The sequence below is a fragment of the Cytobacillus sp. FSL R7-0696 genome (genome assembly GCF_038006865.1).
GTDB classification, from domain to species: Bacteria; Bacillota; Bacilli; order Bacillales; family Cytobacillaceae; genus Cytobacillus; species Cytobacillus kochii.
Window position 1 is genome coordinate 2,107,252 of record NZ_JBBOWA010000001.1, and the last position, 26,799, is coordinate 2,134,050.

A 26,799-nucleotide genomic window follows, 5' to 3' on the forward strand; every position below is an offset into this window, starting at 1 on the left:
CTTACCTTTATTGCAAAAGTTAATTTTTTGGCCTATTTTTATGGAAAAATTTAAATTCTGACCATCTATCCGCAGTTTTGAAAGCCTATCGTAAACGAAAATTATTTTTCCGTTTTTTTACAAGTGATACAAGCTATATTAACCTAGTGTCAGAAAGGAGGAGGATGATGAATCAAGTTGGCATTGTTGGAAGGTTGACGAAAGAGCCGGATTTAAGACTTGTATCAGATGGAAGGTCAGTGGCAAATATAACGGTTGCGGTCAATCGTCAATTTCGCAATCAAAATGGAGAGGTAGAAACTGATTTTATTCAATGTACACTTTGGCATAAATCTGCGGAAAATCTCGTTCAGTATTGTACGAAAGGGTCACTTATAAGTGTTGCTGGCAGATTACAATCAAGATCATATGAAAAGGATGGAAAAAGAAAGTATGTGATGGAAGTGATCGTCGAGCAAGTGCGTTTCCTCGATAATCGAAAGAAAGAAAAACAACAAAGAGAGGAGATGAATCCAGATGACTCAAGAACAAAAAGTGATGGAAACACTCATAGAGAGTCTTATCAAAATGCTTGGTAATGCAAACTATCGAATGAGTGAGATGGAGAGTAGACTGGCACAATTAGAATGTATATTGAAAGAATCGTATGATAGAGGAAGAAAAAGAGCTTAAAGGAACCTCAATTTACTTATATCCCCTTATTACCCTCTATTAGAAAGAATCAATGAACATCCTCATCATATCCCCAACTTGAAGCAGTGCCTATCGCACTGTTTTTTTCTTGTAAGTATTAGGATGACAAAAAAATAGCGTCGTTTATAGGATATTTAAAAGTAAGATGAAGTTCAACAAAATAAGAAAGCAAGTGGAGAATGGAGAAATCTACACTTAAATAGGAAGGCTAAGTCATTGTAGCAAAAGGGTGCTATAAAAGACTTAGCAGTATAGAACCATGACAATATATCATTTTCGTTTTCTTTACCTTTTTATGCTGAAAAAAAGTGCGCTTGTTATAGTTACATTTCTCCTCTATACCATTTATGATTTCCCGTTTGTTTTTATTTTGAGAGAGGAAAAAGTGGGTATATGTGAATGGTTCATTAATAAAAAATATTTCGAATTATAAAATAATTATATTTTACTAGGCAAATTAGCATAAATTGGTACTTTAGTACTCTAAAACTAAATTTTTCCTTATGTTAATTTAATAGAGAAACAAAAAATTCTGAATTTTATTTACAGAGGGGGAGTTGAATGTTGAAAAAAAGCAGGATTCTTGTCGTATTAATGGCCTTTTTACTTATTTTCTCTGGATCAGTGTCAGCGGCAGTACCTGAGAAGAAGGTAGAAAATACTAAAGGGAAAGAAAATCAGCTCAATCTACAAAAAATAGAAAAAACGGATGCAGAGGAACAATATAAGAAGTCTGATATTGTTCGTGTAATTGTCGAAATGGATAGTGAGCCGACCATTGCATACGCACAGAAAACAAAAAAAACATTTAAAGAACTACCCGCAGCAACTAAGAAGAAACTGACAAACGAGAAACTAGCAGAACAAAAAGCGGTGAAGCAAAAAGTTAAAGACAACAAAGTAAAGCTCGTCGAACATGAAAGTTTCACAACAGTTGTGAATGGATTTAGTGCAGATGTAATGTATGGGGATATTGAGAAAATTAAAGAAGTAAAAAATGTATCCTCTGTTGAAATAGTGAATGAATATGAACGCCCAGAGGAAAAACCTGACATGGTTTACAGTAAAGAATTGGTACAAGCTCAAGAGGCTTGGAGAGAATATGGTTACAAAGGTAACGGTATGGTTGTCGGGGTTATTGATACAGGTATTGATCCAGATCATCAAGATATGATTTTATCAGATGAGACGGAAGTCGATTTAACAGAATCTAAGGTTAATAGAATAAAAGCAGATAACGAGCTACCGGGAAGCTATTATACTGAAAAAGTTCCATATGCTTACAATTATATGGATGAAGACGAAGTAATCGGTGATGTGGCTGAAGGAGCAAGTATGCATGGTATGCACGTATCAGGGACAGTAGGCGCAAATGGGGATGAAGAAGATGGTGGAATTAAAGGTATTGCACCGGAAGCGCAAATTCTCGGTTTGAAAGTATTTGGTAACGATCCTGAATTCGGTTCTACATATGGAGATATCTATGTAAAAGCCATTGATGATGCGATTATTTTAGGAGCGGACGTATTAAATATGAGTCTTGGATCAACAGCAGGGTTTGTTTCGCCAGAATCTGCTGAATATAAAGCGATTGAGCGAGCAGTTGATAATGGCGTCCTGATGTCTATTTCAGCTGGTAACTCTGCTCATTTTGGAAATGGCTTTGCCAACCCAACGCCAGAAAATCCTGACTTTGGTGTAGTTGGTTCACCAGGAGTATACACAGATTCATTACAAGTGGCATCTTCTGAGAATTCATTTATGGATCTCGATGCCATTAAGGTGAATATAAATGGCGAAGAGGTGGATGCTCCATTTCTTTCAGCTGGTGACAAGCACCCTAACGATGTCGACACAAAAACGTTCGATGTTGCAGATGGAGGACTTGGTTACCCTGAGCAATTAACAGACGTTGCAGGAAAATATGCAATGATTCAACGTGGAGAATTGTCATTCGTTGATAAGGCGGTAAATGCACAAGCGGCAGGTGCTGTTGGCGTAATTATCTATAATAATACAGATGGTTTCGTCAATATGCAGACAGATCCAGCTATTACAATTCCACAATTATTTATGCCAAAAGTAAATGGTGATCCAATTGTTGAAGCGCTTCGTGCTGGAGAAGAAGTAACATTTACTTTTACTGGTGAAAAAACAACAGCACCAAACCCTGAAGCAGGCAAGATGAGTGCCTTCACTTCTTGGGGAGTGACACCGAACTTAGACTTTAAGCCTGAAATTACGGCGCCTGGTGGGCAAATTTACTCGACATTAGAAAATGGCCAATACGGCATGATGAGTGGTACATCCATGGCAGCTCCACATGTGTCTGGTGGTGCAGCACTCGTTCTACAAAGAGTAGATGCTGACTTTGGTTTAACAGGTTATGATCGTGTATATACAGCGAAAAATATTATGATGAACACCTCTCAACCAATCGATGATCAAGGCCTTGTTAATGAGTCACTTGAGTGGGATGTTCCTTATTCCCCCCGTAGACAAGGGTCGGGCATCATGCAATTGCACTCCGCTCTTTCTACACCAGTCGTTGTAACAGAGGTAGAAACGGATGAGGCAAAGGTGGCCTTAAAAGAAGTTGGGGATACTTTTGAGTTCACATTGCAAGCAGAAAACTTTAGTGATGAAGACGTCACTTATGACGCAGCTGCAAATATCCAAACGGATTTTGCTGCATATGGAGAATTAGGTTGGAATCCAAATGAAATTGAAGCACAAGAATTATTAAATGTTGAGGTTACTGTTGATAATCAAGAATCGGCTGAAATAACTGTTCCTGCAGGAGAAACAGTTACGTTTACCGTTCAAGCAGATGTAAGTGATGCACAAGTAGTTGAACCGAGCCAAACGGGTAATTGGACAACACCAGTTGATGTTGATGAAGTATTTCCGAACGGTTATTTTGTAGAGGGGTATGTGACATTAACTGATTCAGCAGATACTCACCCAGAACTTTCTGTACCATATGTAGGATTCAAAGGTGAATGGGATCAATCCCCAATATTAGATGGATTAAAGTATGATGAATCATCCTTCTATGGTATGGGTGGTGCTGTTTATGAATCTGGCGACAGTTACTATTATCTTGGTTATGACCCTATAGCTGATGCGTATAAAGCAGATAAAGTAGCAATTTCTCCAAACGGAGATGGTGTGCAAGATGCCATCATTCCTGCCCTATCATTCTTGAGAAATGCCCATCAAGTGGTATTTAATGTATTAGATGAAGATGGTAAGCAATTGCGCAAGCTGAGAACAGACAATGATCTGAGAAAAGACTATTATGACGCTGGTCAAGGTAGTTATTACAAAATTAACTCAGCATGGAAATGGGATGGAAAAGTCAAAAATAAACTTGCTGCAGATGGTAAGTATTATTTTGAAATTAAATCTGTCATTGACTTCCCTGATGCTGAATGGCAGTCAGTAAAAATTCCGGTTATCATTGATACAGTGGCACCAGAATTGGCATTCAAAGTGACTGAGGGAAATAAAAAGTTAACGATTAATGCATCGGATCATGAAAAAGGTTCTGGCGTATCTTATCTTGATATTTTAGTAGATGGTGAGTCTGTATTAGAGACACCGCTTGCAGGGGATACAAAGGAATATACATTCTCAGAACCATTAGAGGTTGGTTCGACTGTAACCGTACAAGCATTTGACTATGCGGGCAATGTAACAACGAAGGAGCTAGAAGTGAAACCTGCCGATCAAAAGGCACCAACTGTTCGTTTAACGACTCCTGAAGCTTTAAGCACAGTGAATACAAATGATATTCAATTTACTGGTACCATTACTGATGAATCTGAGATTAGTGAATTTTCTATTGCAGGTGAGGAAGTAGAACTGACTTATGATCAAGAGAAGAAACAATATACTTTTGATACAATTCTTCATTCTGAAGACGGTGCACCTTCCTTTGCCATTAAGGCAGTCGATGCAGCAGGGAATGTGGCCCAGTTCAAACGAACAGTTTTAGTAGATGCAACCGCACCAGAGGTTGAGGTACTTGGATTACCTGAAAGTGAATATATTGAACATGATGCCGAAAATCCAGTTGTGGATGTAAGAGTAGCCGATAACTTTGATCAAATTCGTCTTTATTTAGATGGCGATGAGATTTATTTCAAAGAATTCCAAGAACCTTATGAAATGAGAAGCTTTGAACATGTTGTGGCAGATATTGAGCTTGAATTACAAGACGGAGCGAATGAATTTACGTTCGAGGCAACTGACATTGCAGGCAACAAAACGGTACAAACAGTTGAATTATACAAATTAGGTGAAGGGGAAGAAGCACCTAATGGAGACACACCAAACAACCAATTCCCGATTTCTCCAGAAAAGCCTGGAAATGTTGTGAAACCAACACTACCAGGTAGCGGAGGTGGCATTAAAGCACCGAATCCACTACCAACAAATCCAATTGCACCAGGAAAACCTGTGATTGGTGGTAAAATAGGATTCTAAATGAGCGTAAGAGTCTAGCAGATTGCTAGGCTCTTATTTATTTGCGTATAGAAAAGACTAGAAATGGGTGAAGGGGTATTCAGTAGTTAAATGAAAGTAAGGGCCAGTGGGGTTAGCAAGTCCCTCAGAAGGGAAACTAGAGATGAGCGCGTAGCAAATAGTGTTTTGTGAGTCATTCAGAAGGGAAACTAGAGATGAGCGCGTAGCAAATAGTGTTTGAGAGTCATTCAGAAGGAAAACTAGAGATAAGCGCGTAGCAAATAGTGTTTGAGAGTCATTCAGAAGGAAAACTAAAGATGAGCGCGTAGCAAATAGAGTTTGTGAGTCCCTCAGAAGGAAACCCAGAGATGAGCGCGTAGCAAATAGAGTTTGTGAGTCCCTCAGAAGGGAAACTAGAAATGAGCGCGTAGCAAATAGTGTTTGAGAGTCCCTCAGAAGGGAAACTAGTGATAAGCGCGTAGCAAATAGAGTTTGTGAGTCCCTCAGAAGGAAACCCAGAGATGAGCGCGTAGCAAATAGAGTTTGTGAGTCCCTCAGAAGGAAACCCAGAGATGAGCGCGTAGCAAATAGAGTTTGTGAGTCCCTCAGAAGGGAAACTAGTGATAAGCGCGTAGCAAATAGAGTTTGTGAGTCCCTCAGAAGGAAACCCAGAGATGAGCGCGTAGCAAATAAGATTTGTGAGTCCCTCAGAAGAAAACCCAGAGATGAGCGCCTAGCAAATAGAGTTTGTGAGTCCCTCAGAAGGAAACCCAGAGATGAGCGCGTAGCAAATAGTGTTTGTGAGTCCCTCAGAAGGAAACCCAGAGATGAGCGCGTAGCAAATAGTGTTTGTGAGTCCCTCAGAAGGAAAAATGAAAATGAGCGCGTAGCAAATAAGATTTGTGAGTCCCTCAGAAGAAAACCCAGAGATGAGCGCCTAGCAAATAGGTTTACAAGTCCCTCAGAAGCAAAAACAAAATGAGAGCGTAACACAACCCATACAGACATGTCATCACATTTGCGAACGGCCATCCGAACGGCCATCCGAACGGCCATCCGAACGGCCATCCGAACAGCCATCTAATTAAAAAAAAGTAAAAACAACCATTTTCCAAAAGGATATTCAGCAAACTTTGTCGAAATGGTCATAAATACCTATAAAGAGGAGGTGAAGTCATGAATAAACCTCTTGTCTACCAAAGAAAAGAAGTTCTATGTCCGATTAGTTTTTACGATGCCCTCCAATTAATCTCAAATCCAACCTCTAAAGATTTCCACCGTGTTTCCTTCCAACAACACACATCCATCCAACGAATTACTCCCATCAATGATCCGTTATTGAAGCAAACGCTATTTATGTGTAACGAAGCGGTTATCTTCTTAAGTAATCATAAGAAAGATAAGCAGGAATTAAAGGCTTAAAAAGAAGAAGCTGCCCGAATAAGGCAGCTTTCTCAACACACTATGAAAGCAAGATCAAATCGCGTAACTCATCTGTAGATAATTCTGTTAACCAGGCTTCACTTTGAATAATTTGTTCATTAAGTGATTGCTTCTGATCAAGCATGCGGTCAATTTTTTCTTCTAATGTTCCTGTGCATATTAACTTATGGACATGGACAAATCGTTTCTGCCCAATTCGATAAGCGCGGTCAGTCGCTTGATTTTCAACAGCAGGATTCCACCAGCGGTCATAATGAATGACGTGGTTTGCAGCGGTAAGGTTTAGCCCCGTTCCACCAGCTTTTAATGATAAAAGAAAGACCGGGAACTCCTTGTTTTGGAAACGTTCAATCATGATATCACGATTCCCTTTAGGCACACTGCCATTCAAAAAAGGGACTTCAAAGCCATATTTCTTCTCAAGCAGTTGTTGAATCATGTGCCCCATCTCGATGTATTGCGTAAACACTAAGCAGCTTTCTCCTTGCTCGTGGACAGCAGCAATTAATTCATCAAGTTTCTCTAATTTTGAAGAGCGGGAAATTAATGCATGATTTTCGACTTTTTCCTTTAAATAGAGAGCTGGGTGATTACATAATTGCTTTAGGCGACTAAGTAACTGTAAGATAAGTCCCTTTCTTTCAAAACCAGTTAGCTTTTCAATCTGTGCAAATGTATCTTGCACTAATTGCTCATAAAGAGCAGCCTGTTCTGAAGTGAGTGGACAATATTCCTTCTGTTCGAGCTTGTCGGGCAGATTTAACGCCACTTCTTCATCTTTCTTCGTTCTGCGTAAAAGGAAGGGACGAATATATGCTTGCAGTTGTTTAACTTTTTCCTCATCCTGGTCTTTTTCAATCGGAAGAACAAAGCGTTTATGAAAAGCACCTAGACTACCAAGGTAACCATGGTTGGTAAAGTCAAAAATGGACCAAAGCTCAGAGAGACGGTTCTCCATGGGTGTTCCTGTTAAGGCGATATGATGCGTTCCCTGTAATTGCCTGACGGCTTGCGATTGCTTTGTTTGGGCATTTTTAATATTCTGTGCTTCATCAATACTTACAGAACTCCATTCGATTTCCTTTAGGCTATCAATATCTAAGTGAGTTAACCCATACGAAGTAAGCACAACATCTGCTTCCTTCACTGCTTTTTCTAATACTTTCCCTTTGGCCCGATAAGAACCGTAATGAAGATAAACATTTAAATCAGGAGCAAACTTTTCAAATTCCTTTTGCCAATTTCCTAAAACAGAAGTAGGACAGACAATAAGGGCAGGTTGTGTATGATTTCCGTCCTCTTGCTCTTTTACAGCCAGTATATATGAAATTAATTGGATCGTTTTTCCAAGTCCCATATCATCAGCAAGGATGGCACCAAATTTAAACGAACGTAAAAATAATAACCAGCTCATGCCGAGTTTTTGATAGGGCCGTAAGTCGCCAGCCAATCCAGCTGGAATAGGTTCAATGGGGATATCATGAATATTCCGTAGTTGATTAACCATTTTCCTCCATTGACGATTTAATTCTATTTGTACTTTGGCGAATGCCCGCTGGCTTTGTGCTTGATCTTCATCATTTTCCCCACCAAGCAATTCTTGTTCGATTAAATCCCGGACATGAAGTCCTTCTTGCTCGGCTTTCTTCATTAAACTTTGAATATGTTTTACGAAATGGGGATCAAGCTTAATCCATCGGCCGCGAATATATACAAGGCGACGTTTTTCTTCAACCATTTGCCGAAATTCTTCTTCAGATAGTTCGACACCATTCATTGAGAAGCGCCAATCATAATCAAGCATAGCCTGCAATCCAACAAAGGATGGCCTGTGACTGCTTGATGCTTTAACCTTTGCCTTTACATTCATGCTTGCCTTTTTCATTGCTTGCCACCAAGAAGGAAGAAGGATTTCAACGTCAAGAGCAAGTAAGGTCTCACTCGCTTCAGTTAAGAATAACCATGCTTCTTCCTCTGTAAGTTGAGTGGTCAATTGTTGTTTCTTTCCTTCTAACCATGGAAACATCTCGAGAATACGGATTATTTCCTTGTCTACTTCCCTCTCATAATCGAGCCAACCAGGAGGATAATTCCCTTCATCTTTGTAATCAACAAAGAGATCTGGATTTTCTTTTCCTCTTAAAAATACCGAAAGGGACCATGTGAGGTCATCTTCTGTTGGCTCCTCAAGTTTAATCCCGAGTGAAAATGGTGTAAGAATTTCTTTTATCCCTATCCATTCCTGCCACTTTTCTTCATCAAAATACGCAGCTAATGCTCTTGCAGAGAGATGCTCGTTGCGTAAAGCAAGTAGCTTCTCTCCGAACGCCGCTTTCGCCTGCTTGTTTTTTTGTAAATAATGGTCAAGGGCATGATGGAAAAGCTGCTGAATCATCGGTTTGATTGGTTCACCTAACAATGACTGTTCCCAAAAATCAGGGTGAAATTCATTAATGACGTCAGCTGGCAATGCCCAGCGAAAGTGGTCACTTTCCCAAGCATCAAAATCGGGCATCCATTGACGCTCATCGATGCAATCTTTGAGGATAGGAGCAGCAGCTAGTAGAATCTCTGCTGTTTCATCCCATTTCCAATGAATAAAACGATTAAACTGCTCGTTAGAAAATAATGTAACAATCTCCCAACTATCTAAAAGAAAGCCACTGATACCCTCGATAGTTTTTTCATTAATCATCGTACCAAAGAAGCTTTCGCGATGAGAGTAAAAAAGCATGGGCTTCCAGTCAACAGGAGGTATCGTTCTTTCCTTATCATCTTTAGCGAAAATGAAAAAGGCATCCGCTTTAATCATATTTATTTGTATGGAGATCATCCTCGTTTTAAGCATGAATTAGTTTCCCTCTTTTACATTCTTCCTGAAAAGCACGTAGTCGTTTTGTACTTTCTAACAGCTCCTCTAGGAATTGTTCCCATTCACTAGCCAATGATAATTTTTCATAAAGTGAACGAAGTTTTTGCATTTTCTTCACTGCTTGACGGTATTGCTCACGACTTTTTAAATGGATATCGTGTTGGATTGCTTGATGGTATAAGGGAAGTAGCAATGTGGGCTCTGCTTTTTCAAGACGCTCTAGCCGCTCTTGTGAAATGTCAGTGAGTCGGATGCTGAGCAGTGCTTGGAGATCCACCCATTTCTCCCATTGTTCATATTCATATAAGAAATCATCGTAATAATAAAAGCTATAAGGTAAAGTTTCAGTTAAAACTTTTTCGTATAAGTCATTCCGTTTTGTTTGTTGGCAATAAGGTGTAATGACCTCTAAAACCATTTTTACGAGGTCTGAGCATTTATGAAAATCATCTTCTTCCTCTAAATATTTAATTGCATAAGGAAGAAGTGTTTCGATATATTGTTCTGCACGTTTCCATTCTTTTTGAGCATTTAGTTGATATATCCAATAAAAGAAATAAGGTGTATAATCATAATCGCCCTCATCGATCAATTGAAACACTTTTTGATCATCATGTAGTAAAAAATGTAAATGAACCATGCCGATAGTACATGATAGCGAGGCATCAGTTTCATACAGTGTACGTAGTTTCTCTAACTCTTCTTCACGCCAACTCTTTTGTTTGAAAAATTGTGTCCAAAGTCTACGGTATAGTTGAATTCTTTCAAATTGAACAATCTCAGAACGATGGTCTATTAAGGCTGTTGCTTCATTTCTTAACCGTTCGATAAATGGATCAAAGGCAAATGGGACTGTTTGCTGGGAAAGTCTTTCCATCATGACAGAGGACTCTTCCATTAAGTCTTGAAAAAGGTGGAGATAATGGCGTTCTATCTCCTTTTCACTATGTTTACATTCATTAGCAAATCGTTCGAGTAGCAGAAATGTATGCATGCTACCAATTAATTGGTATAGCAATTTCCATTCTTTTTTTATAGGGGCATAGGCATTTATTTTTCGTAAATATATATAAAATAAATCAGAAACGACGTATGGCTTTGGATATTGTCCAGATTGATACATAATTTGCTGGAAATTCTCTGTAAAGGTACGAATCCAATTATCATAATCAGGTTGTTTTGTTGGATTCGTTTGCATAAGGTCACGTGCGCGCTTCAAGCCAAGGTCAGCTAAGGTCTTCCGTTCCTTAATGGGGGCACGCCAACTCTCTATCCAATTAGAAACACTGTTATTTTTCGCTAACAAATAAAAGAATACCGCCATCATATGTCTACAAGTACCTTCTGCAGGACAAGAACAACGACTTATGTGATAATCTTCTATATTAAGGGACACTTGGACTCGGTTTACATCTAATACAGCTGCTGTGATGGAGTGTGACTCATAGCGAATCTGCTTCACGAGCCCTTGACGGTATAGAATTAACCCTTTTTGCACAAGTGCTTGATCAGTAGCTGCGTGTGCGTCTAGCTCTTCCTTCACTTTGCGTGCCATATCCTCTAACGGCTCTAAAAAACGCTCAGGAATCCCATTATCCATAGCCTTCACTCCATTCACATCAATTTTTGTACCTTTTTAGCATTCCTCCATTATACCATTTTCTAGGCAAAGGTTGAAGCCGCCCGCAGGATTATGGAAAGAATGGCTTTCGTAAAAAAATACCCTTTAATACAAACGAAAATATCCATTTCTTAATCGGTCTATTTATGTAAAAAGAACGATAGATGACGAATCGTGTCGAACCTTGACATAAAAGGGTTTTTCGTGCCTTAATGGTACCTTTAAACTATTCAAATATATGATTTTTCAGTTACAATATAAATAGACTAGAAATTTTTGGCTTGGGGGACATAGTATGAGTGAACGAGTACCTCTTTTCCGTGGATTGAAACAGCCGCAATTTGTCGCATATCAATTGGGAAAAGAGGAGGAAGTTGTCGGTTTATGGAAACCGGTTGTTTGGCTTACTTTAGCGAGTATCATTATTGCAGGCATTTCAGCTTTTTTCGGTATAGGTAGTGAGTATGTTTCAAGATCATTGCCAGATTTAACGAGGAGTGGATATGAAGCCTATCAAACTCTTTTTGCTGCGGGACAGGTAACATGGGGACTCATCTGGATATTATTAGCTATCTTTATCCCTTCACTCTTTTTTTGGACCATATTAGAAGTAGATTATCGTAAATTACTATTTGTGCAACTGATTATTACGATGATATTTTTAATAGAAAAATTAGTTTTCATTCCAGTACATTTGTTTTTAGGAATCAGTGCTGAATCGAATATATTTTCACTAGGAATTATCGCCCAAACGTTTACTTCGATTGAGCTCATTATATTCTTACTAGCCAATATTACGTTATTCAAAGTATGGGCTATCATTCTTACATATAAGTATTATCGCCACTTATCTGAGCGGTCCCCACGTTTTATTATTTGGACTTTAATAGGTTTTTATTTATTTGTTGCCGTTATATCATCCTTACTTTCATACATTAAATTCGAAAATATTATTTAAGAAGGGGTTCTCTCATGAAGCTGAAATGGAAGCTTTTGATAGCAGCAGTGATTACGTTGTTCATTGCTTTGAATATCACACTTATATTTACAAGTGAAAAAGAGATTAACCGCGTAAACTATATTTCAAAATGGACCGTTGCCAACGAACAGGATTTAATAGAAACGCTACCTGTTGCTGGTATGTTTATGCCAAAGGAAGAGCAGATTTTCTACCACGATCAAGATAAAGGAAGTTTTCAGGGCTTTCTTGTGGAGAAAGGTCAGGCAGTAGAACCAGGCACAGCCGTACTTGAATATTCCCCACAAAATATTAATGAAACAAAGAGTGCTTTTCAAATGGAAATCGATCGTCTCAATCAGGAAGTGGCGAGTTTAGATCAGCATATTTCTCAGATGGAACAGTTACTTGCCACATCGAACACAATGCCAGCTTCGTCAACAGGAACGAGTCAGAGTCAGCAATTGCAGACCCCAAATGATGATTCAATTATTGTACAAGTAGAGCCATTTGATAGCACAGCGTATATACAACAATCGATCGCTCGCGATATAGAGAATAAAGAATTGGATAAAAGTAAGTTGGAAAGCGAAATCGAGAAATACGAAGAAATGTTAACCGCAGCTGACTCAAGCATGATAGAACTCACTGCAGAAAGCATGATTTCAGGAACGGTAAAGGAATTGAAGCATACGCTTGAAAATCCCATTCTCACAATCATCTCTAACGAGCAAAAAATCGAAGGGGAATTAACAGAGGATGAAGTGCAACAAATCTTACCGGGCATGAAGGTCCTGATTACTTATGAAAATAGTAATAAACAATTAGAAGGGACTATTGATACCGTTTCCGTATATCCAGAAGAAACACCAGAGATTGGCAAGGAGAATAGCTACTTGTATACGGTACAATTAACCGAGCCAGAAGATGGAACAAGCGTTTTTGGCCAGCATGTCAACGTAAAAATCGTTACCAATGAAGTACAGGGAGCAACGACTGTTCCGGTAAAAACGATTAAACACACAGATAAAAAACAAGTGAGTTATATCCTTGGTGCTGGAGGTTATGTCGAACGAAGACAGTTGGATACCGGGATGAAACTCGACCATACAGTAGAGGTACAAAAGGGAGTAGAAGCAGGAGAACTAATTGTACTCGACCGTCCACTACTAATGAAATCTAACCACCCGTTCATTACACCACTCTCGCCAACCAAAAACACAAAGGCCAGCTACGGGGCTATGTCAGGTATGGAGATCTTTAAAACAATCTCTAAAGGATTTTTATCTAGATAAATTGGAGGCACGAGCAATTTTTTGTTCGTGCTTTTTCGTGGTACCAGCGGGTTCTAAAAAGGGAGGTTGGCAAAATAAAATAAGTCAAGAGGTAAAGAGAGATAAAGCCAAGCGGGTAGACTGATCAAGGGGAATGGGAGTGAGCACACAATATGAGTCGAAATTAGCAGTAAGTATGACGAATAGGTAATGGCCACACGAGAGGGTAGAAAATGAGCAAAAAGTATGGCAAATTGGGAATGCCCACACAAGAGGGTACAAAATGAGCAGGAAGTGTGGGCAAACAGGGAATGCCCACACAAGTGAAAACAAAATGATTAACAAGTGTGAGCAACTATTTTTAGTTTTCTCCTAATCTGTTAGAGTGAAGGGATTCATAATCATCCACTTTTAATCGGATGGTAGGTTGCTTTTCCTTCACTCTTTTCAAAGTCGCGACAATCAGAAAACTCACGATAACAAGTAAGAGCCATGAACTTACTTTTCCTAAATGAACCAAACTCCATGCTTCTGTTTGGTTTGGATATTGCCACGCCCCAAAGTAAGTGGCAATATTTTCAGCAATCCAAATAAAGAAGCCGATGAGTACAAACGAGAGGGCCAGTGGCATATGGTAAAACTTTTGACCAACTTTATACGCTACCGAAGTCCTGAAGAATACAACTATTACAGCCGCGCCTAACCACCAACGTATATCAATCCAGAAATGATGAGTGAAAAAGTTTAAATAGATAGCTGTAGCGAGTGGCACTGACAATATAAAAGGTGGCCATTTGATTAATTTAACATCTAGTCTTCGCCAAGCCTGACATAAATAACTCGCCACACTTGCATACATAAAGCCACTATACAAGGGAACCCCGAAAACCTTCGAGTAAGCTTCCTCTGGATAAGCCCATGACCCCATATGTACTTTGAAGATCTCCAATGCCAACCCAATGATATGAAAAAGAGTGATGACTTTCAACTCATCTTTCGTTTCAAGTCCAGAACGAATCATTAACCACTGAGTCACTATACAAATGAGCAGGAGCCAATCGTATCTTGGTAAGAGAGGGAGGGGGATGATCTGCGTAATTGCCAATGATGCAAAAATAACAACTGGAAAAATACAAGATAACGCCTGTGACCAACCAAATCGTACGAGCTGTTGTATGGAAAAAAACATGAATGGATACCTCCGAATTTTGTTAATGTTACTTTAACAGGTTATTTATTGTTTTTCAATAAAAAAATAATGAAATAAGAAAAATAATTATTCTTTTGCTTCGTACTTAATTAGTTTCAACAGCGTATCTGATAATGAAAGGTTCTACTAAATCACATCAAGAAAGACAAAATCTATTAAAGTCGAAAGTCAAGCTATCAAGTCACCATCTTCAATTACTTAAGAATGTGTAAATAAAGTTAGGTGTTAGGTCGAATATTTATATAACTACAACTTCATTAGCCATCTCCAAGACCTTTTGAGCGTGAATCCGACTTGCGCGCAAAACATAATCGATTGGCAAGCAGAATTGCGCGAAAAGCTCAAATACGCGCAAAAGCGGAAGGGTGTCCGAGCAGAATTGCGCGAAAAGCTCAAATACGCGCAAAAGCGAAAAGGTGTCCGAGCAGAATTGCGCGAAAAGCTCAAATACGCGCAAAAGCGAAAAGGTGTCCGAGCAGAATTGCGCGAAAAGCTCAAATACGCGCAAAAGCGAAAGGAAATCCGAGCAGAATTGCGCGCAAAACCAAAATACGCGCAAAAGCGGAAGGAAGTCCGGGCAGAATTGCGCGCAAAACCAAAATGCGCGCAAAAGTGGAAGGAAGCCCGAGCAGAATTGCGCGAAAAACTCGAATACGCGCAAAAGCGAAAGGAAATTCGAGCAGAATTGCGCGCAAAACCAAAATGCGCGCAAAAGCGAAAGGAAATCCGAGCAGAATTGCGCGCAAAACCAAAATACGCGCAAAAGCGGAAGGAAGCCCGAGCAGAATTGCGCGAAAAGCCCGAATACGCGCAAAAGCGAAAGGGTGTCCGAGCAGAATTGCGCGCAAAATCAAAATGCGCGCAAAAGTGGAAGGAAGCCCGAGCGGAATTGCGCGAAAAGCTCGAATACGCGCAAAAGCGAAAGGAGGTCTGAGCACAATTGCGTGAAAAACCAAAATACGCGCAATACATCAATAGATACATTTGTTCTTTTGCGTGAAAGCAGTAAATCACATGAGAAAAGGAAGGTTATCTGCCAAAACTCCTAGCCTAAAGTAAGCCCAGGTTCACTGAGGTGAAGCGACCGGCACGATAAAACCACTCACAATATCTTCATCCATTTAATTCATTCCATTCCCGCAAAAATAGGGGTTCTGTGCTCACCGAGATTTCATTATAACGGTGTATGTAGTACACAAAACGATCAATTGTACCTTGCTCTGCATAATCAAATATTGTAAAGTAAACTTAACATTTAATATGGCTAAACAAATACAAGATTATCTAGATTGTTTTGTTTTGAAAGGAAGTGGCGCAGGTGGTAGGTAAGGCGAAAGAAAATCGTTATCTGTACTTAAGTTTAGGTGTGTTATTAACTACTTTAGGTATTTATTTCTCTTATGAAGATTTTATTCGAGGGGAGTTTGTTGATTCTGTCATGATCTTGGCATTGGGTGTGAGTCAACTTTTCTTTGCATATTTATCTCCGCAGATTTTTCCTAGGGATGAACGAGCGAAAGCAATTATTGGTAAGGCAATGACTGCGAATTATTTTATTTTGTTTGTTGTTATTTTGATATTATTCTTAATTACTGGACAAGGGTCTTTAGGTATGTGGCAATTGAGCGCGAACCAAGTATTAATTGTCCTTTTCAGTACAATGATTATCGCAATTCCTGGGACAATGGTTGTTTTTACGAGATTGATGTAATAAGAGAAATTCCCATAGTTAAATGAACTTCAGGTGAATTCAGCTCGTCGAGAGGCACCCATCTAATAAAATGAGTGCCGTTCGTCGATCGTTTAATCCTTTCTCTTTTTCATTAAATCAGTAATTAGTTAACTTTTGACTGAAGATTTATACTAAAAATAAAAAGGAGAGTCAATGATGACAAGTTTCATCATTTATATCATCATCCTTATCCCATTCCTTATTTTCGCTATTGTTCTATCAAAAGGAAAAGGTGCATGGTTAATTGCGGGTTTTAATACAATGTCGGATAGTGAGAAAGCTAAATACAATCGGGTTGCTTTGTGTAAATTCATGAGCAAGGTGATCTATGGTATCTGTTTAAGCATCCTATTATGGGCATTAAGTGATCTATTGAAATTAACTTGGCTCTATATACTAGGTATGGTTCTATTTGTAGCCATTCTTCTTTTTACCATCATTTATGCAAACACAGGAGATCGTTTTAAAAAATGAAACTTTATTCCATTTAAAACGTAAAGATATCATTAGAACCTTTCCAAGGGGGATGGCAATGTTTCAAAATATTAATGAGCGTTTAGCTATAACGAAGGATAATCAAAGAAAGAAACAAAAATACGAAATGCATATAGAACGTCTGACAGACCACTTACGAGAAGAGGGCCTGAAGAAGGAACAATTACAAATTCAGTTAGAAAAAGAAAAAGAAGATGTGAAAAAGCTAGAAGGATTTAGTTTAACAAACATTTTCTATACGATTACAGGGCAGAAGCTCGAGAAGTTAGATAAAGAACAACAAGAGGTGTTAGCGGCCAAATTGAAATATACTGAAGCGATTGAAGCGATTGATGATATGAATGCAGAGCTTATTGAATATAAAGGGAAGTGGCAAGAAGTAGCCGATGCAGATGTGCAATATAAGTCATTATTAAAAGAAAAAGAGCGAATGATTCATTCTCATGATGAGATGGGAAGTAAGCGATTATTTGATTTGGCAAATGAAGAAGCGGAAGTGCACGCGAATTTAAAGGAATTTGAAGAAGCGATTGAAGTTGGTAGCAGGACCGTAAGAGCATTTGATCAAGCTTTAGATTCACTCTCTTCGTCAAAAAGTTGGTCCACTTTTGATATGTTCGGTGGAGGAGCCCTTTCTACTGCGATGAAGCATAGCCATTTAGATCAAGCGAAATCAGCGATTCATATTGCACAACGGTTGTTAAGACAGTTCCAAGAAGAGCTTTTGGATATAGACAATCATTTTTCCTCTCAACATGAGATCGGTAATCTGTTAACCTTTGCTGATTATTTCTTCGATGGTATTATTGTTGATTGGGTCGTTCATGGAAAGATTAATGATAGCTATGACGAGACAGAGAAAACAAAAAGAAAAGTGCAGGCAGTGCTTCATCAAATTAGAGGTGAAAAAGATGTCATGCAGAATAAACTACAGGAAATAGAGAAAAAGCGTATGCAAATATTTGAGAGATAACGTTATAGGTCTCTTCTATTGTGTTTTTGCACATATATTGCACTTGTTTGGTTCGCATATTGACCCACAATACTAGCGATGCATATGAATAACCCTCCAACAAAAAAACCGACAAAGTAATATCCGATAAAGAAGAGTACAAAAGAGGAAACAAGTGAGGCAACCATTATTAAGATGATAGCAATTTTGAATTTTTCTTTCATCTGTATTTCACTCCTTATGACTAATAGGTAAAGAGTATAAAACTGAATGTTGATACAAACAAATAAGGAAATCAATAGAAGAAAGGGCAAGAGTGGATGATTTCCTTAGTTATTACAATTGGTCGACTGCTTTCGGCAGTGTATCGAGCAATTCACACTGCTATTTATTCTTCTTTCTGGTACGATGTTTTATCACAAACAAGAGGGTGGAATTGGATTGATTCTTTTTTTATGCATTTGTCAGTCTCATTCCTTCCAGTGTGAATACAGGTCTAGTGCCAGATACAACAATAAGTAATGGGTTTACGATTCTCTATATAGTCATAGGTGTAGGGGTTATATTGTTGCTATTAGTAACAATTGGACAAGCTGTGATCAAATTCGAAAAGAAGGAAGAACAAAAACGGCACAAATAAGCATGGCGTTTCTAGTTAGCTGTTATAACCTCCTCCTGTTTCATCTCTTTCCACTCTTTATATATATTGATGAAGGCGATGATGCTTGAAAACCAGAAGAGATAACCATCAAAAGAAAAGCCAATTTGAGATTTCCCCCCTAGAAAAGTGAATAGACTCATTAAAAAGATCATATAAAGAAAGGAAATGATTTGATCTTTCAGACTGTAGGCATGTTTGTCAAGATACCCCTTCCCAATTAGGATGCCAATTAACAAAAGGAGTAAGATGCCTTGAGGTATTGTCTCTGCTACTATACTTTTAGGAAAATAATCAGCAAAGAAAAGAACGGTGAATAATATGAGTGTCAGACTATTTAATACAGTTATCCATTTCATTTCTTCATCCCTCAATATGAATTAAGACCAAGCTGGATTCCATACAACTTCCCAAAGATGTCCATCCGGATCTTGAAAATATCCAGCATATCCGCCCCAAAAAGTCTCATGCGCTTCCTTTGTAATCGTCGCACCTGCTTCTTTTGCACGCTGCATGATTGTATTTACTTCTTCCTTACTATTCACATTGTGACCAAGTGAACATTCCGTGGCACTAGCTGGCCCCTGCTGAATTTGAGCATCATGAGCCAAATCCTCCCGTTTCCACAATGCCATTTTCAAACCTGATTGTAAGTCAAAGAAAGCGACAGCACCATGTTCATATTCTGTACCAGCAATTCCATCTGTCGGAAATCCAAGACCATGATGATAAAAATAAACAGCCTTCTCTAAATCATCGACTCCTAGTGTAATCACAGTGATTTGAGGTTTCATGCACATCACGTCCTCTGCTAGATTAATAGTAAGATTTTTCTTAATTGTACTAAAAATGGATAAAAGAAACAATAAAAGATAGATGATAAATGGAATTGAAAAAAAGAATTATTAGATGTGAAAGTGATTTTTACTATCATTTCACCCTCGGACTCTTTCAAATAGAAAATAATATAATATCGTCTAAACATCGTTTTTTTCTAAGATAAGTAGCGCAAAAGCGAGAATCACGACTAAAAAAAGAAGAAAGGAGAAGATAAGTAGCGCAAAAGCGAGAATCACGACTAAAAAAGAAGAGAGGGAGAGATAAGTAGCGCAAAAGTGAGAATCGCGACTAAAAAAAGAAGAGAGGGAGAGATAAGTAGCGCAAAATTGAGAATCGCGACTAATAAAAGGAGAGAGGGAAAGATAAGTAGCACAAAAGCGAGAATCACGACTAAAAAAAGAAGAGAGGGAAAGATAAGTAGCGTAAAAGCAGAAATCCAGACTAAAAAAAGAAGAAAGGAAAAGATAAGTAGCACAAAAGCGAGAATCACGACTAAAAAAAGAAGAGAGGGAAAGATAAGTAGCGCAAAAGCGAGAATCGCGACTAAAAAAAGAAGAGAGGGAAAGATAAGTAGTACAAAAGCGAGAATCGCGACTAATAAAAGAAGAGAGGAGAAGATAAGTAGCGTAAAAGCAGAAATCCAGACTAAAAAAAGAAGAAAGGAAAAGATAAGTAGCGTAAAAGCGAGAATCACGAATAATAACAGAAAAGAGGTTTATGGAGAAATGACCACAGCGCGAGTATATGAGATTCAACAAGCTCAGATTCGTTATAAATGCGATAAATTTGTCCAGTTTCATCAATGTCCATTTCCAAAACTGTTGACGATAAAATGGTTGGATGCATTGAAAACAGATCAAAGCTTAGTCATTTAATTAGAAAATCGCTACCAACAAACAAGTAGAACTTGTAGATTAGTAGCGAACGAATCATATTTATATCACACCAATGACTACAGCAGTCAGAACGAGCACAATACTTAGTCCCCAAAGCCAGAAGAGAGAATAGCGTAAATGTTTGCCCATCTCAAGACCAGCAAGACCTAGGGCAAGCCAAACAGCTGGAGCAAGTGGACTGACAAAGGTACCAACAATATTACCAATAATCATAGCATAAGCCGTTGATAAAGAAGCGACTCCGTATGTGGATGCAATTTGATCAACTACTGGTAATAAAGCAAAGTAATACGCATCAGTACTCAACACTAGATCAAAAGGAACACCAAGTATTCCAACGATAATATGGACAAATGGGCCAATAAAGGCAGGTAAAATACTAGCTGCATCCTCAGCGATAGCTGTTAACATACCGGTTCCATTGAGGACACCTAAAAATAGACCTGCTGCGATGATAATGGATGCCATTGTCATTGCTCCTGGTGCATGAGCTTTAACTCTCGCCATTTGCTCATCGACTGTTCTAAAGTTAATAGGTAAGATGATACTAACACCAATTAAAAAGGCCAGTCCTGCAGGGATAATACCTGATACGAGAACCCCTAAGACGAGCAGGGCTAAGATTGCATTCACCCAAATTAGCTTGGGTCTAGCGAGGTGATTTGCTGCTGCCTTTTCTGCTTCTTGATCATGGAAGTCTTCAGCAACTTCAATCGCAGCAGCTGCTTCTAAGGAACCATACATTTTTGTAATACGTTTCTTCTCCCTTATACCCATATAAACGGCCAATGAGAGTATTAATACAAATCCAATAAGTTGGATAGGAATAAGCGGTTGCCAAAGCTCCGTTACATCCATTTCTAATACCGACGCTGTTCTTCCCAAAGGGCCGGCCCAAGGAATCATATTGACAATCCCTGCACTTCCCGCAATTAACAGAAGTAATAGGTAAGGATTCATTTTTAATCGTTTGTACAGAGGTAATAGTGCAGGAATGGTTAATAAAAATGTTGATGCACCAGAGCCATCTAAGTGAGCAACTGTTGCTACCAATACAGTACCGACCGTTACAGCGATAATATTTCCATTTGAAAAGGAAACAAGCTTATTAATTAACGGATCAAATAGGCCAACATCTTGTAATATACCAAAGAAAATAATAGCAAACATAAACATGACTGCGACGTTAATAACAGAACTTATACCGCTTTCAAAAAATCCCCCAACCTCAGCAAAACTATATCCTGCAAGCATAGCGCCGATAATTGGTGGAATCACCATCGCAACAATCGGACTGACTTTTCCACTAATCAGTAAAGCGACAATAATTATAATTGTAATAATACCTATTAAACTCAAACTCAATTTTTTCCTTCCCCTCTTCGTTCATTCATTGATGAATGCGTTTTCAAATATCATAAAAATAAGATTAGTATGAAAATAACACGAGGAGAAAAAAGAAAGAATATTTTGTTCATAATCTGAATATTATTCTTTCTTATCTATTTTGTTCATAAGTTTCATGAACAGATCACGTACTTTCTTTGTGGTCGACCGACACTACCGTAAATGAGTCTCGTCTCTACCCGATTCATAGATACGAGATATTCTAAATATCTACGAGAGGTTGAGCGACTTATACCAGTTTGCTCACTTAATTCAACTGCTGTTAAACCTTCTTCTACTAACCCTTCAAACAAGTGTAAAATCTTTTCTAGCGTAATTGCATCAATGCCCTTTGGGAGTAATTGCTCTTCTTCCACAGGGGTAGGATGAATATGAAATACGTTTGTTAGTTCATCCACTTGTTCTTGATCTAATTGCTCATCTGTCCATAGTTGTCTAAAACGTTCATAGCGATTTAAACTTTGGAGGAGTCGATCCATACTAACGGGTTTCACTACATAATCAAATACCCCTGCTCTTAATGCGATTCTAACAGAGTGGGCTTGTTTCTCAGCACTAATAATAATGATATCAATGGATGGATAAAGCGAACGTATTTTCCAAAGTAATGACATACCCTCCACATCAGGAATATATATATCTAGAAAAATAACATCAATTTCATGAGCATTCTTTTCTAAATAAAGTAGTGCATCCGCAGCGCTTCGAGCAACCTCTTTAACGGAGAATTGATGATTTTGCTCAATATAACTTTTGTTAATATCTGCTACTCGGAAATCATCTTCAATGATGAATACGTGGTATTTTTCCATCCTTACTCTTCTCCCTTCTTTGGTAAAATAATGATAAAACTCGTTCCACTATTTTCCCCACTTTCTACAAGAATCTCGCCGTCTACGTCGTTAATCATTTTTTTAGAAATAGCTAAGCCTACCCCACGATAGTCGCCTTCTTTCATCGTAAATCCTTGATCAAAGATTTTCTCCAGCAACTTGTCTTCAATGCCAGTACCTGAATCTTGAACCTCGAAAACACAATCATTTCCGATATCTGTAAAATAAATACTTACTTCGCGCACGCCATTTTTTTGGCCTCTTACAGCTTCTAAGGCATTTTCAATAATATTCCCTAGTGCTGTTAAAATAGCATTCTGTCTTTCTAGCGAAAATGATATCATCATTCTACTCTCTTCATGGATAGTCATCTCGATGCCCCACTCATTTGCCTGATTGTACTTACCTTGTAATAATGCTTGCAATAGGGGATCAGCAATCCTTTTCGTTAAAAAATTTAAACGGGTCATTTGCGAATGATTTTCTTTACGAATAAAGGACATCGCTTTTTGCGTTTCATTATTTTGTAATAGTCCAAGAATGATATGCATTTTGTTAGAAAATTCATGGGTAAATGCCCTTTGTGCATGAGCATATTGTTTAATTCGACTCAATTCTTTGACTACGCCTGCTAACTCTGTTTTTTTCCTAAAGGTATAAACGGCCCCAGGCTGTTCTCCTTGAAGGGAGACTCCGTTTAGGAGAATAATCGTCTCACCTAATATTAATTCTTGATCACGAATAAGTCCTGTTATCTGCTGAGGAACTGGCAGTAATGCGCGAATCTCGCGCCCTATAAATTCGCTCTCTTCGGCATCTGTCCCGATGATCTCTCTCGCATTCTTATTAACGGCAGTGATGTGTCCTAAATGATCAACAGCGATCATTCCTTCATGTGTGGACTGTAGAATCGCCTTATTTTGATAATATAATTGAGAGATCTGCTCCGGCTCCATATGAAATAATATTCTTTTTATATAGTTAGTAATTAAAGCGGCCCCAGCCATACCTAATAAAATCGCTAATAGGAGTGCAACGAATAGTGGTTTGCTTTTATCTTGAATAATTTCCTGAATATTTCCGTTAAGAAAACCAACGGAAACGACACCAACGATTTCCCCATCCTTTTTAATCGGTACTTTCCCCCGAATAGATAATCCCAATGTTCCCTCTTTTTTAGATTGATAAGATTCACCGTTCAAAATCGCCCGTTTATTATCGCCGCCAACCATTTTCTTCCCAATAAAATCAGGGTTAGGGTGAGAATATCTAATGCCCTCTCTATTGCCAACAACAATAAACTCAGCTCCTGATGCCTCTTGAATAGGTGTAACGATTGTCTGAATAGTAGAAGCGGGATTACTTAGCTCAAAGGCATCCTGAATTTCAGGTATATTGGCAACTGTATGTGCTAAGCTTAACGCTTTTTGTCCAGTTTGTTCTTCTACCATATCGGAGAGGTAGCGAAATAAATAAATAGTAAAAATCAAAAATACAAGCAAAATGAGTAAGCTAATTAAAACAATCATTTTTCTCTTTAAGCCAAAGTTTCTCCACTTCATTTGCTCCGCCCCTAGTAAATTTGTAATAGTGAAAATAATGATATTATAACACGAGATAGTCGTTCCTTTAACAAATAGAAAGCGCCCGAAAATGGACCTCGGGGCGCCTTCTATTTATTATCAATTTCCCTTACAACATCTTCAAGCGTCACATTTAAAAGAACCTTTTCCATGGCAAGCTGTGCTGAGATAAAAATAGGTTCTATCGTTTGTTGAATATTTCTCCCTACAAAACAATCAGGGTTCGGGTGGTCATGGAGACTGAATAATTCATTTTCCGAAACGACTTCAACGGCTTGATAGACGTCAAGTAGAGTAATGTCTGCTAAGCCCTTTTTAAGTTTAGCCCCAGCTTTCCCAGGGTGGACTTCAACGAGATCGGCTTTCTTCAGCATCCCGATAATTTTGCGAATGACGGCTGGATTTGTATTAACACTGCCTGCTATTGTTTCAGAGGTATTAATCTCTTTATTCAATTCAAGTAATGTTAATATATGAATTCCCACAGCAAATCGACTGCTTATGGTCATGTTTATCACCTTTCTTTAAAAGGAAGAATCATAGTGAATATTATTATACCGCAATCACAAGAAAAGGAAAAAGGTGAGAATTGACAAAAAAGATACCTGTAACTATAATGATTACATGTAATCAACTTAATTACAACAAGGAGGTATCTTTATTATGAAAATAGGCATTATTGGGGCAAGTGGAAAAGCAGGTCAATTCATTTTGGATGAAGCAGTAGCCAGAGAGCATGAAGTAACGGCAATCGTTAGAAATGCAGAAAAAATAAGTAATAGCCAAGTAGAAGTGATAGAAAAAAACATTTTCGATATACAAGCTAATGACGTAAAAAAATACGATATCATTGTGAATGCTTTTAAATCACCTCAAGGTCAAGAGGAACAACATGTGGAAGCAGGCAAAGTACTGATTGATGCGCTAAAAGGTCAGCAATCTAGGCTAATTGTTGTGGGTGGTGCAGGCAGTCTATATATAGATGAAGAAACTCGTTTATATGAAACAGCAGATTTTCCTAAATCTTACCTGCCAACTGCTACACAAATGGGGAAAGATTTAGCGCAACTTCAAAACAGCCAAAACGTCAACTGGACATATATTAGCCCAGGTGCTTTCTTCGACGCAGAAGGAAAACGAAGCGGAAGCTATCAAAAAGGTAAAGACAAACTATTCTTCAACAATCAAGGAGATAGTTATATAAGCTATGCAGACTTTGCTATCGCTGTCCTTGATGAAGCTGAACAAGGCAAACATTTAAATGAACGCATTGCTGTTGTTGGCGACAGAGCATAAAGGAATCGAGAACAATGAATTTACCCCTTCTATATAGATGGGGTATTTTTTATGAGCAAATGAAGATGCGAACACAAGAGAGGAGAAGAAACAAAATAGCCCAGGTTAGTCGTGAAATGTAAATTCAAGTTGTAAGGTGTGTATGGAGCTTATCCTCTTTTCCTAGGTGTTTAAATTGATTTTCCAACAAACGGACGTGAAAGTAGAGGAGCTTGCGCGCAAGTCACTAGTTGTACGTATATAAATAAATCCAGCCCATCTCAATAGCGAAAACTCATCACATACTCACAATCCCGCACCTTCAAAACCCTGTTGTTGTTATTGTAAATGGGCAAGTATCTTTCATTATGATTTCCCTGTTCTGGCGATAAAAATTAGTACTTACTGGCAGGATTCGACATGTTTCTACCGAATGTATAGCCTAGACATAGCGATAAAGTGAGGAAAGAATAACATGGAATTAACCATTTGTAAGTCTACGTTGCAGCGCATACTAAAAAATATTAGTAAGGTGTTAAAAAATAGTCAATCTCCTATGAAAATAATTGTAAGCAATCATCAAGTCACATTCATTGCTGGAAATGAAGATGTGCTTATGGTAATAAATATACCCTCCGAAACAGAAGAAGGGCTCATCATTAAACGCACAGGCTCAGTTATTATTTCTGCCAAATACTTTTCTGATATTATTAAGAAGTTACCAGCCAATATACATATTTACTTGAGTGAGCACAGTACGATTAACATTCAATCAGAAGATATTCATACGAGAATTTTCGCTTTAATAGACGTAAAGACACTAAATATTCCTGATGTGCCAGCAGAAGGGGTCCTTTCATTGAATGCAGCAGAACTTCATGCGCTCATCCGGCAAACAGTGTTTGCTGCTGCTGTTCATGACAATCGTCCGGTCTTAACTGGTGTTAAAATCGTTGCTCGTCATGGCGAGCTCACTTTCATAAGTACAGATGCTCATCGTTATTCTATTAGTTCATTGGCGATAACTTCACAGTTAGAAACAGAAATGATTGTTCCAAGTGAAAGTCTACTTGAATGGTCGAAACTTAGCTTACATACAGAGGAAGAGGTTGCATTATCGCTTTCTAAAAACCATCTAGCTTTAAAAAGTAAACATTGTCATTTTTATATAAGACTTATAGAAGGACGATATCCGGCCACAAGTGATTTTATTCCAAAGCAAAAGGTCAGTTCTTTTCAAATCCATACTGAAACCTTTCTACAAGGAATTGAGCGAGCAGCACTCTTTTCGGATGCTAAGAAGAATCATCATATTAAATTACAAATACAAAATGGGAGACTGCGGATATCTTCCAACGCCAAACAAATAGGTATGATTGAAGAATGGCAACCAATTGAAGAGTTATCAGGGAAAGGTGATGTAGAAGTATTTCTTGATAATCACTTTTTATTAGATTATTTGCGCGTAATAGATGATAAATATATTTGCTGTACATACAGTGGAACGATGAAGCCCGTTTTATTTGAACCAGTGAAGGGTTCTCATTTCCAACATCTGATATCGCAAGTGCGATCTTTTTAAGAAAT

General features: G+C 38.3%; 22 protein-coding genes. 12 read left to right on the forward strand and 10 right to left on the reverse strand.

The annotated features are described in order from the left end of the window. Positions 1-167: 167 nt before the first annotated feature. The 3 genes from MKX29_RS10910 (at position 168) to MKX29_RS10920 (ending at position 6,585) form a co-directional block, all read left to right on the forward strand. Positions 168-578 (forward strand): single-stranded DNA-binding protein, encoded by a 411-nt coding sequence (locus tag MKX29_RS10910; protein ID WP_373370929.1) that lies wholly within the window; start codon positions 168-170, stop codon positions 576-578. Positions 579-1,254: 676 nt separating this feature from the next. After that, entirely contained in the window at positions 1,255-5,184 is a 3,930-nt protein-coding gene (locus MKX29_RS10915; protein WP_341105469.1) for a S8 family serine peptidase, read from the forward strand. A 1,155-nt stretch (positions 5,185-6,339) separates the two neighbouring features. Next, on the forward strand, positions 6,340-6,585 hold the full coding sequence (locus tag MKX29_RS10920; RefSeq protein ID WP_251162297.1) for a hypothetical protein: 246 nt from the start codon (positions 6,340-6,342) through the stop codon (positions 6,583-6,585). Positions 6,586-6,625: 40 nt separating this feature from the next. Here the strand turns inward: MKX29_RS10920 and MKX29_RS10925 are convergent, their stop codons facing one another. Together MKX29_RS10925 and MKX29_RS10930 are read right to left on the reverse strand one after the other, a co-directional pair. Next, on the reverse strand, positions 6,626-9,454 hold the full coding sequence (locus tag MKX29_RS10925; RefSeq protein ID WP_341105472.1) for a DEAD/DEAH box helicase: 2,829 nt from the start codon (positions 9,452-9,454) through the stop codon (positions 6,626-6,628). Continuing rightward, entirely contained in the window at positions 9,447-11,078 is a 1,632-nt protein-coding gene (locus tag MKX29_RS10930; RefSeq protein ID WP_341105474.1) for an SWIM zinc finger family protein, read from the reverse strand. Before MKX29_RS10930 ends, MKX29_RS10925 begins: the two co-directional genes overlap by 8 nt. A 316-nt stretch (positions 11,079-11,394) precedes the next feature. Here MKX29_RS10930 and MKX29_RS10935 point away from each other — a divergent pair, with 316 nt between their 5' ends. Together MKX29_RS10935 and MKX29_RS10940 are read left to right on the forward strand one after the other, a co-directional pair. Then, the gene (locus tag MKX29_RS10935) at positions 11,395-12,057 is read left to right on the forward strand and encodes a hypothetical protein (RefSeq protein ID WP_341105476.1); all 663 of its coding nucleotides are present in this window, start codon (positions 11,395-11,397) and stop codon (positions 12,055-12,057) included. A gap of 14 nt (positions 12,058-12,071) precedes the next feature. Further along, complete coding sequence (locus tag MKX29_RS10940) at positions 12,072-13,352, forward strand: efflux RND transporter periplasmic adaptor subunit (RefSeq protein WP_341105478.1); 1,281 nt, start codon at positions 12,072-12,074, stop codon at positions 13,350-13,352. A 340-nt stretch (positions 13,353-13,692) separates the two neighbouring features. Here the strand turns inward: MKX29_RS10940 and MKX29_RS10945 are convergent, their stop codons facing one another. Continuing rightward, positions 13,693-14,520 (reverse strand): DUF817 domain-containing protein, encoded by an 828-nt coding sequence (locus MKX29_RS10945; protein WP_251162292.1) that lies wholly within the window; start codon positions 14,518-14,520, stop codon positions 13,693-13,695. A 304-nt stretch (positions 14,521-14,824) separates the two neighbouring features. Between MKX29_RS10945 and MKX29_RS10950 the strand changes: the two genes are divergently transcribed. From MKX29_RS10950 to MKX29_RS10965, 4 genes are all read left to right on the forward strand, one after another. Next, positions 14,825-15,475 carry a hypothetical protein gene (locus MKX29_RS10950; protein ID WP_341105480.1) on the forward strand — a complete coding sequence of 217 codons (651 nt, stop codon included), beginning with the start codon at positions 14,825-14,827 and terminating at the stop codon, positions 15,473-15,475. Between the two features lie 384 nt (positions 15,476-15,859). Further along, positions 15,860-16,252 (forward strand): hypothetical protein, encoded by a 393-nt coding sequence (locus tag MKX29_RS10955; protein ID WP_341105482.1) that lies wholly within the window; start codon positions 15,860-15,862, stop codon positions 16,250-16,252. Between the two features lie 177 nt (positions 16,253-16,429). Continuing rightward, positions 16,430-16,747: a DUF3784 domain-containing protein gene (locus MKX29_RS10960; protein ID WP_341105484.1), complete on the forward strand. Its 318-nt coding sequence runs from the start codon at positions 16,430-16,432 to the stop codon at positions 16,745-16,747. A gap of 58 nt (positions 16,748-16,805) precedes the next feature. After that, on the forward strand, positions 16,806-17,741 hold the full coding sequence (locus MKX29_RS10965; RefSeq protein WP_341105488.1) for a hypothetical protein: 936 nt from the start codon (positions 16,806-16,808) through the stop codon (positions 17,739-17,741). 2 nt (positions 17,742-17,743) lie between these two features. On the opposite strand, the gene MKX29_RS10970 is transcribed toward MKX29_RS10965, so the two are convergent. From MKX29_RS10970 to MKX29_RS10980, 3 genes are all read right to left on the reverse strand, one after another. Next, on the reverse strand, positions 17,744-17,944 hold the full coding sequence (locus MKX29_RS10970; RefSeq protein ID WP_341105489.1) for a hypothetical protein: 201 nt from the start codon (positions 17,942-17,944) through the stop codon (positions 17,744-17,746). A 427-nt stretch (positions 17,945-18,371) separates the two neighbouring features. Continuing rightward, on the reverse strand, positions 18,372-18,737 hold the full coding sequence (locus tag MKX29_RS10975) for a hypothetical protein (RefSeq protein WP_341105491.1): 366 nt from the start codon (positions 18,735-18,737) through the stop codon (positions 18,372-18,374). Positions 18,738-18,758: 21 nt separating this feature from the next. Next, positions 18,759-19,172: a VOC family protein gene (locus MKX29_RS10980; RefSeq protein ID WP_224936723.1), complete on the reverse strand. Its 414-nt coding sequence runs from the start codon at positions 19,170-19,172 to the stop codon at positions 18,759-18,761. A 321-nt stretch (positions 19,173-19,493) separates the two neighbouring features. Between MKX29_RS10980 and MKX29_RS10985 the strand changes: the two genes are divergently transcribed. Beyond that, positions 19,494-20,093 (forward strand): hypothetical protein, encoded by a 600-nt coding sequence (locus tag MKX29_RS10985; protein WP_341105494.1) that lies wholly within the window; start codon positions 19,494-19,496, stop codon positions 20,091-20,093. A gap of 60 nt (positions 20,094-20,153) precedes the next feature. On the opposite strand, the gene MKX29_RS10990 is transcribed toward MKX29_RS10985, so the two are convergent. The 4 genes from MKX29_RS10990 to MKX29_RS11005 form a co-directional block, all read right to left on the reverse strand. Then, positions 20,154-21,479 carry a CitMHS family transporter gene (locus tag MKX29_RS10990; protein WP_224936721.1) on the reverse strand — a complete coding sequence of 442 codons (1,326 nt, stop codon included), beginning with the start codon at positions 21,477-21,479 and terminating at the stop codon, positions 20,154-20,156. A 155-nt stretch (positions 21,480-21,634) separates the two neighbouring features. Further along, positions 21,635-22,333, reverse strand: a complete 699-nt coding sequence (locus tag MKX29_RS10995) for a response regulator (protein WP_341058027.1) — start codon at positions 22,331-22,333, stop codon at positions 21,635-21,637. A 2-nt stretch (positions 22,334-22,335) separates the two neighbouring features. Next, positions 22,336-23,916 carry a sensor histidine kinase gene (locus MKX29_RS11000; RefSeq protein WP_341105496.1) on the reverse strand — a complete coding sequence of 527 codons (1,581 nt, stop codon included), beginning with the start codon at positions 23,914-23,916 and terminating at the stop codon, positions 22,336-22,338. Positions 23,917-24,026: 110 nt separating this feature from the next. Next, complete coding sequence (locus MKX29_RS11005; protein WP_251162284.1) at positions 24,027-24,446, reverse strand: Rrf2 family transcriptional regulator; 420 nt, start codon at positions 24,444-24,446, stop codon at positions 24,027-24,029. Positions 24,447-24,600: 154 nt separating this feature from the next. Between MKX29_RS11005 and MKX29_RS11010 the strand changes: the two genes are divergently transcribed. Both MKX29_RS11010 and dnaN read left to right on the forward strand, forming a co-directional pair. Then, a complete protein-coding gene (locus MKX29_RS11010; protein ID WP_341105499.1) occupies positions 24,601-25,233 on the forward strand; it encodes an NAD(P)-dependent oxidoreductase in 633 nt (210 codons plus the stop codon). Positions 25,234-25,687: 454 nt separating this feature from the next. After that, a complete protein-coding gene (dnaN, locus tag MKX29_RS11015; RefSeq protein ID WP_281203159.1) occupies positions 25,688-26,794 on the forward strand; it encodes a DNA polymerase III subunit beta in 1,107 nt (368 codons plus the stop codon). Positions 26,795-26,799: the final 5 nt, after the last annotated feature.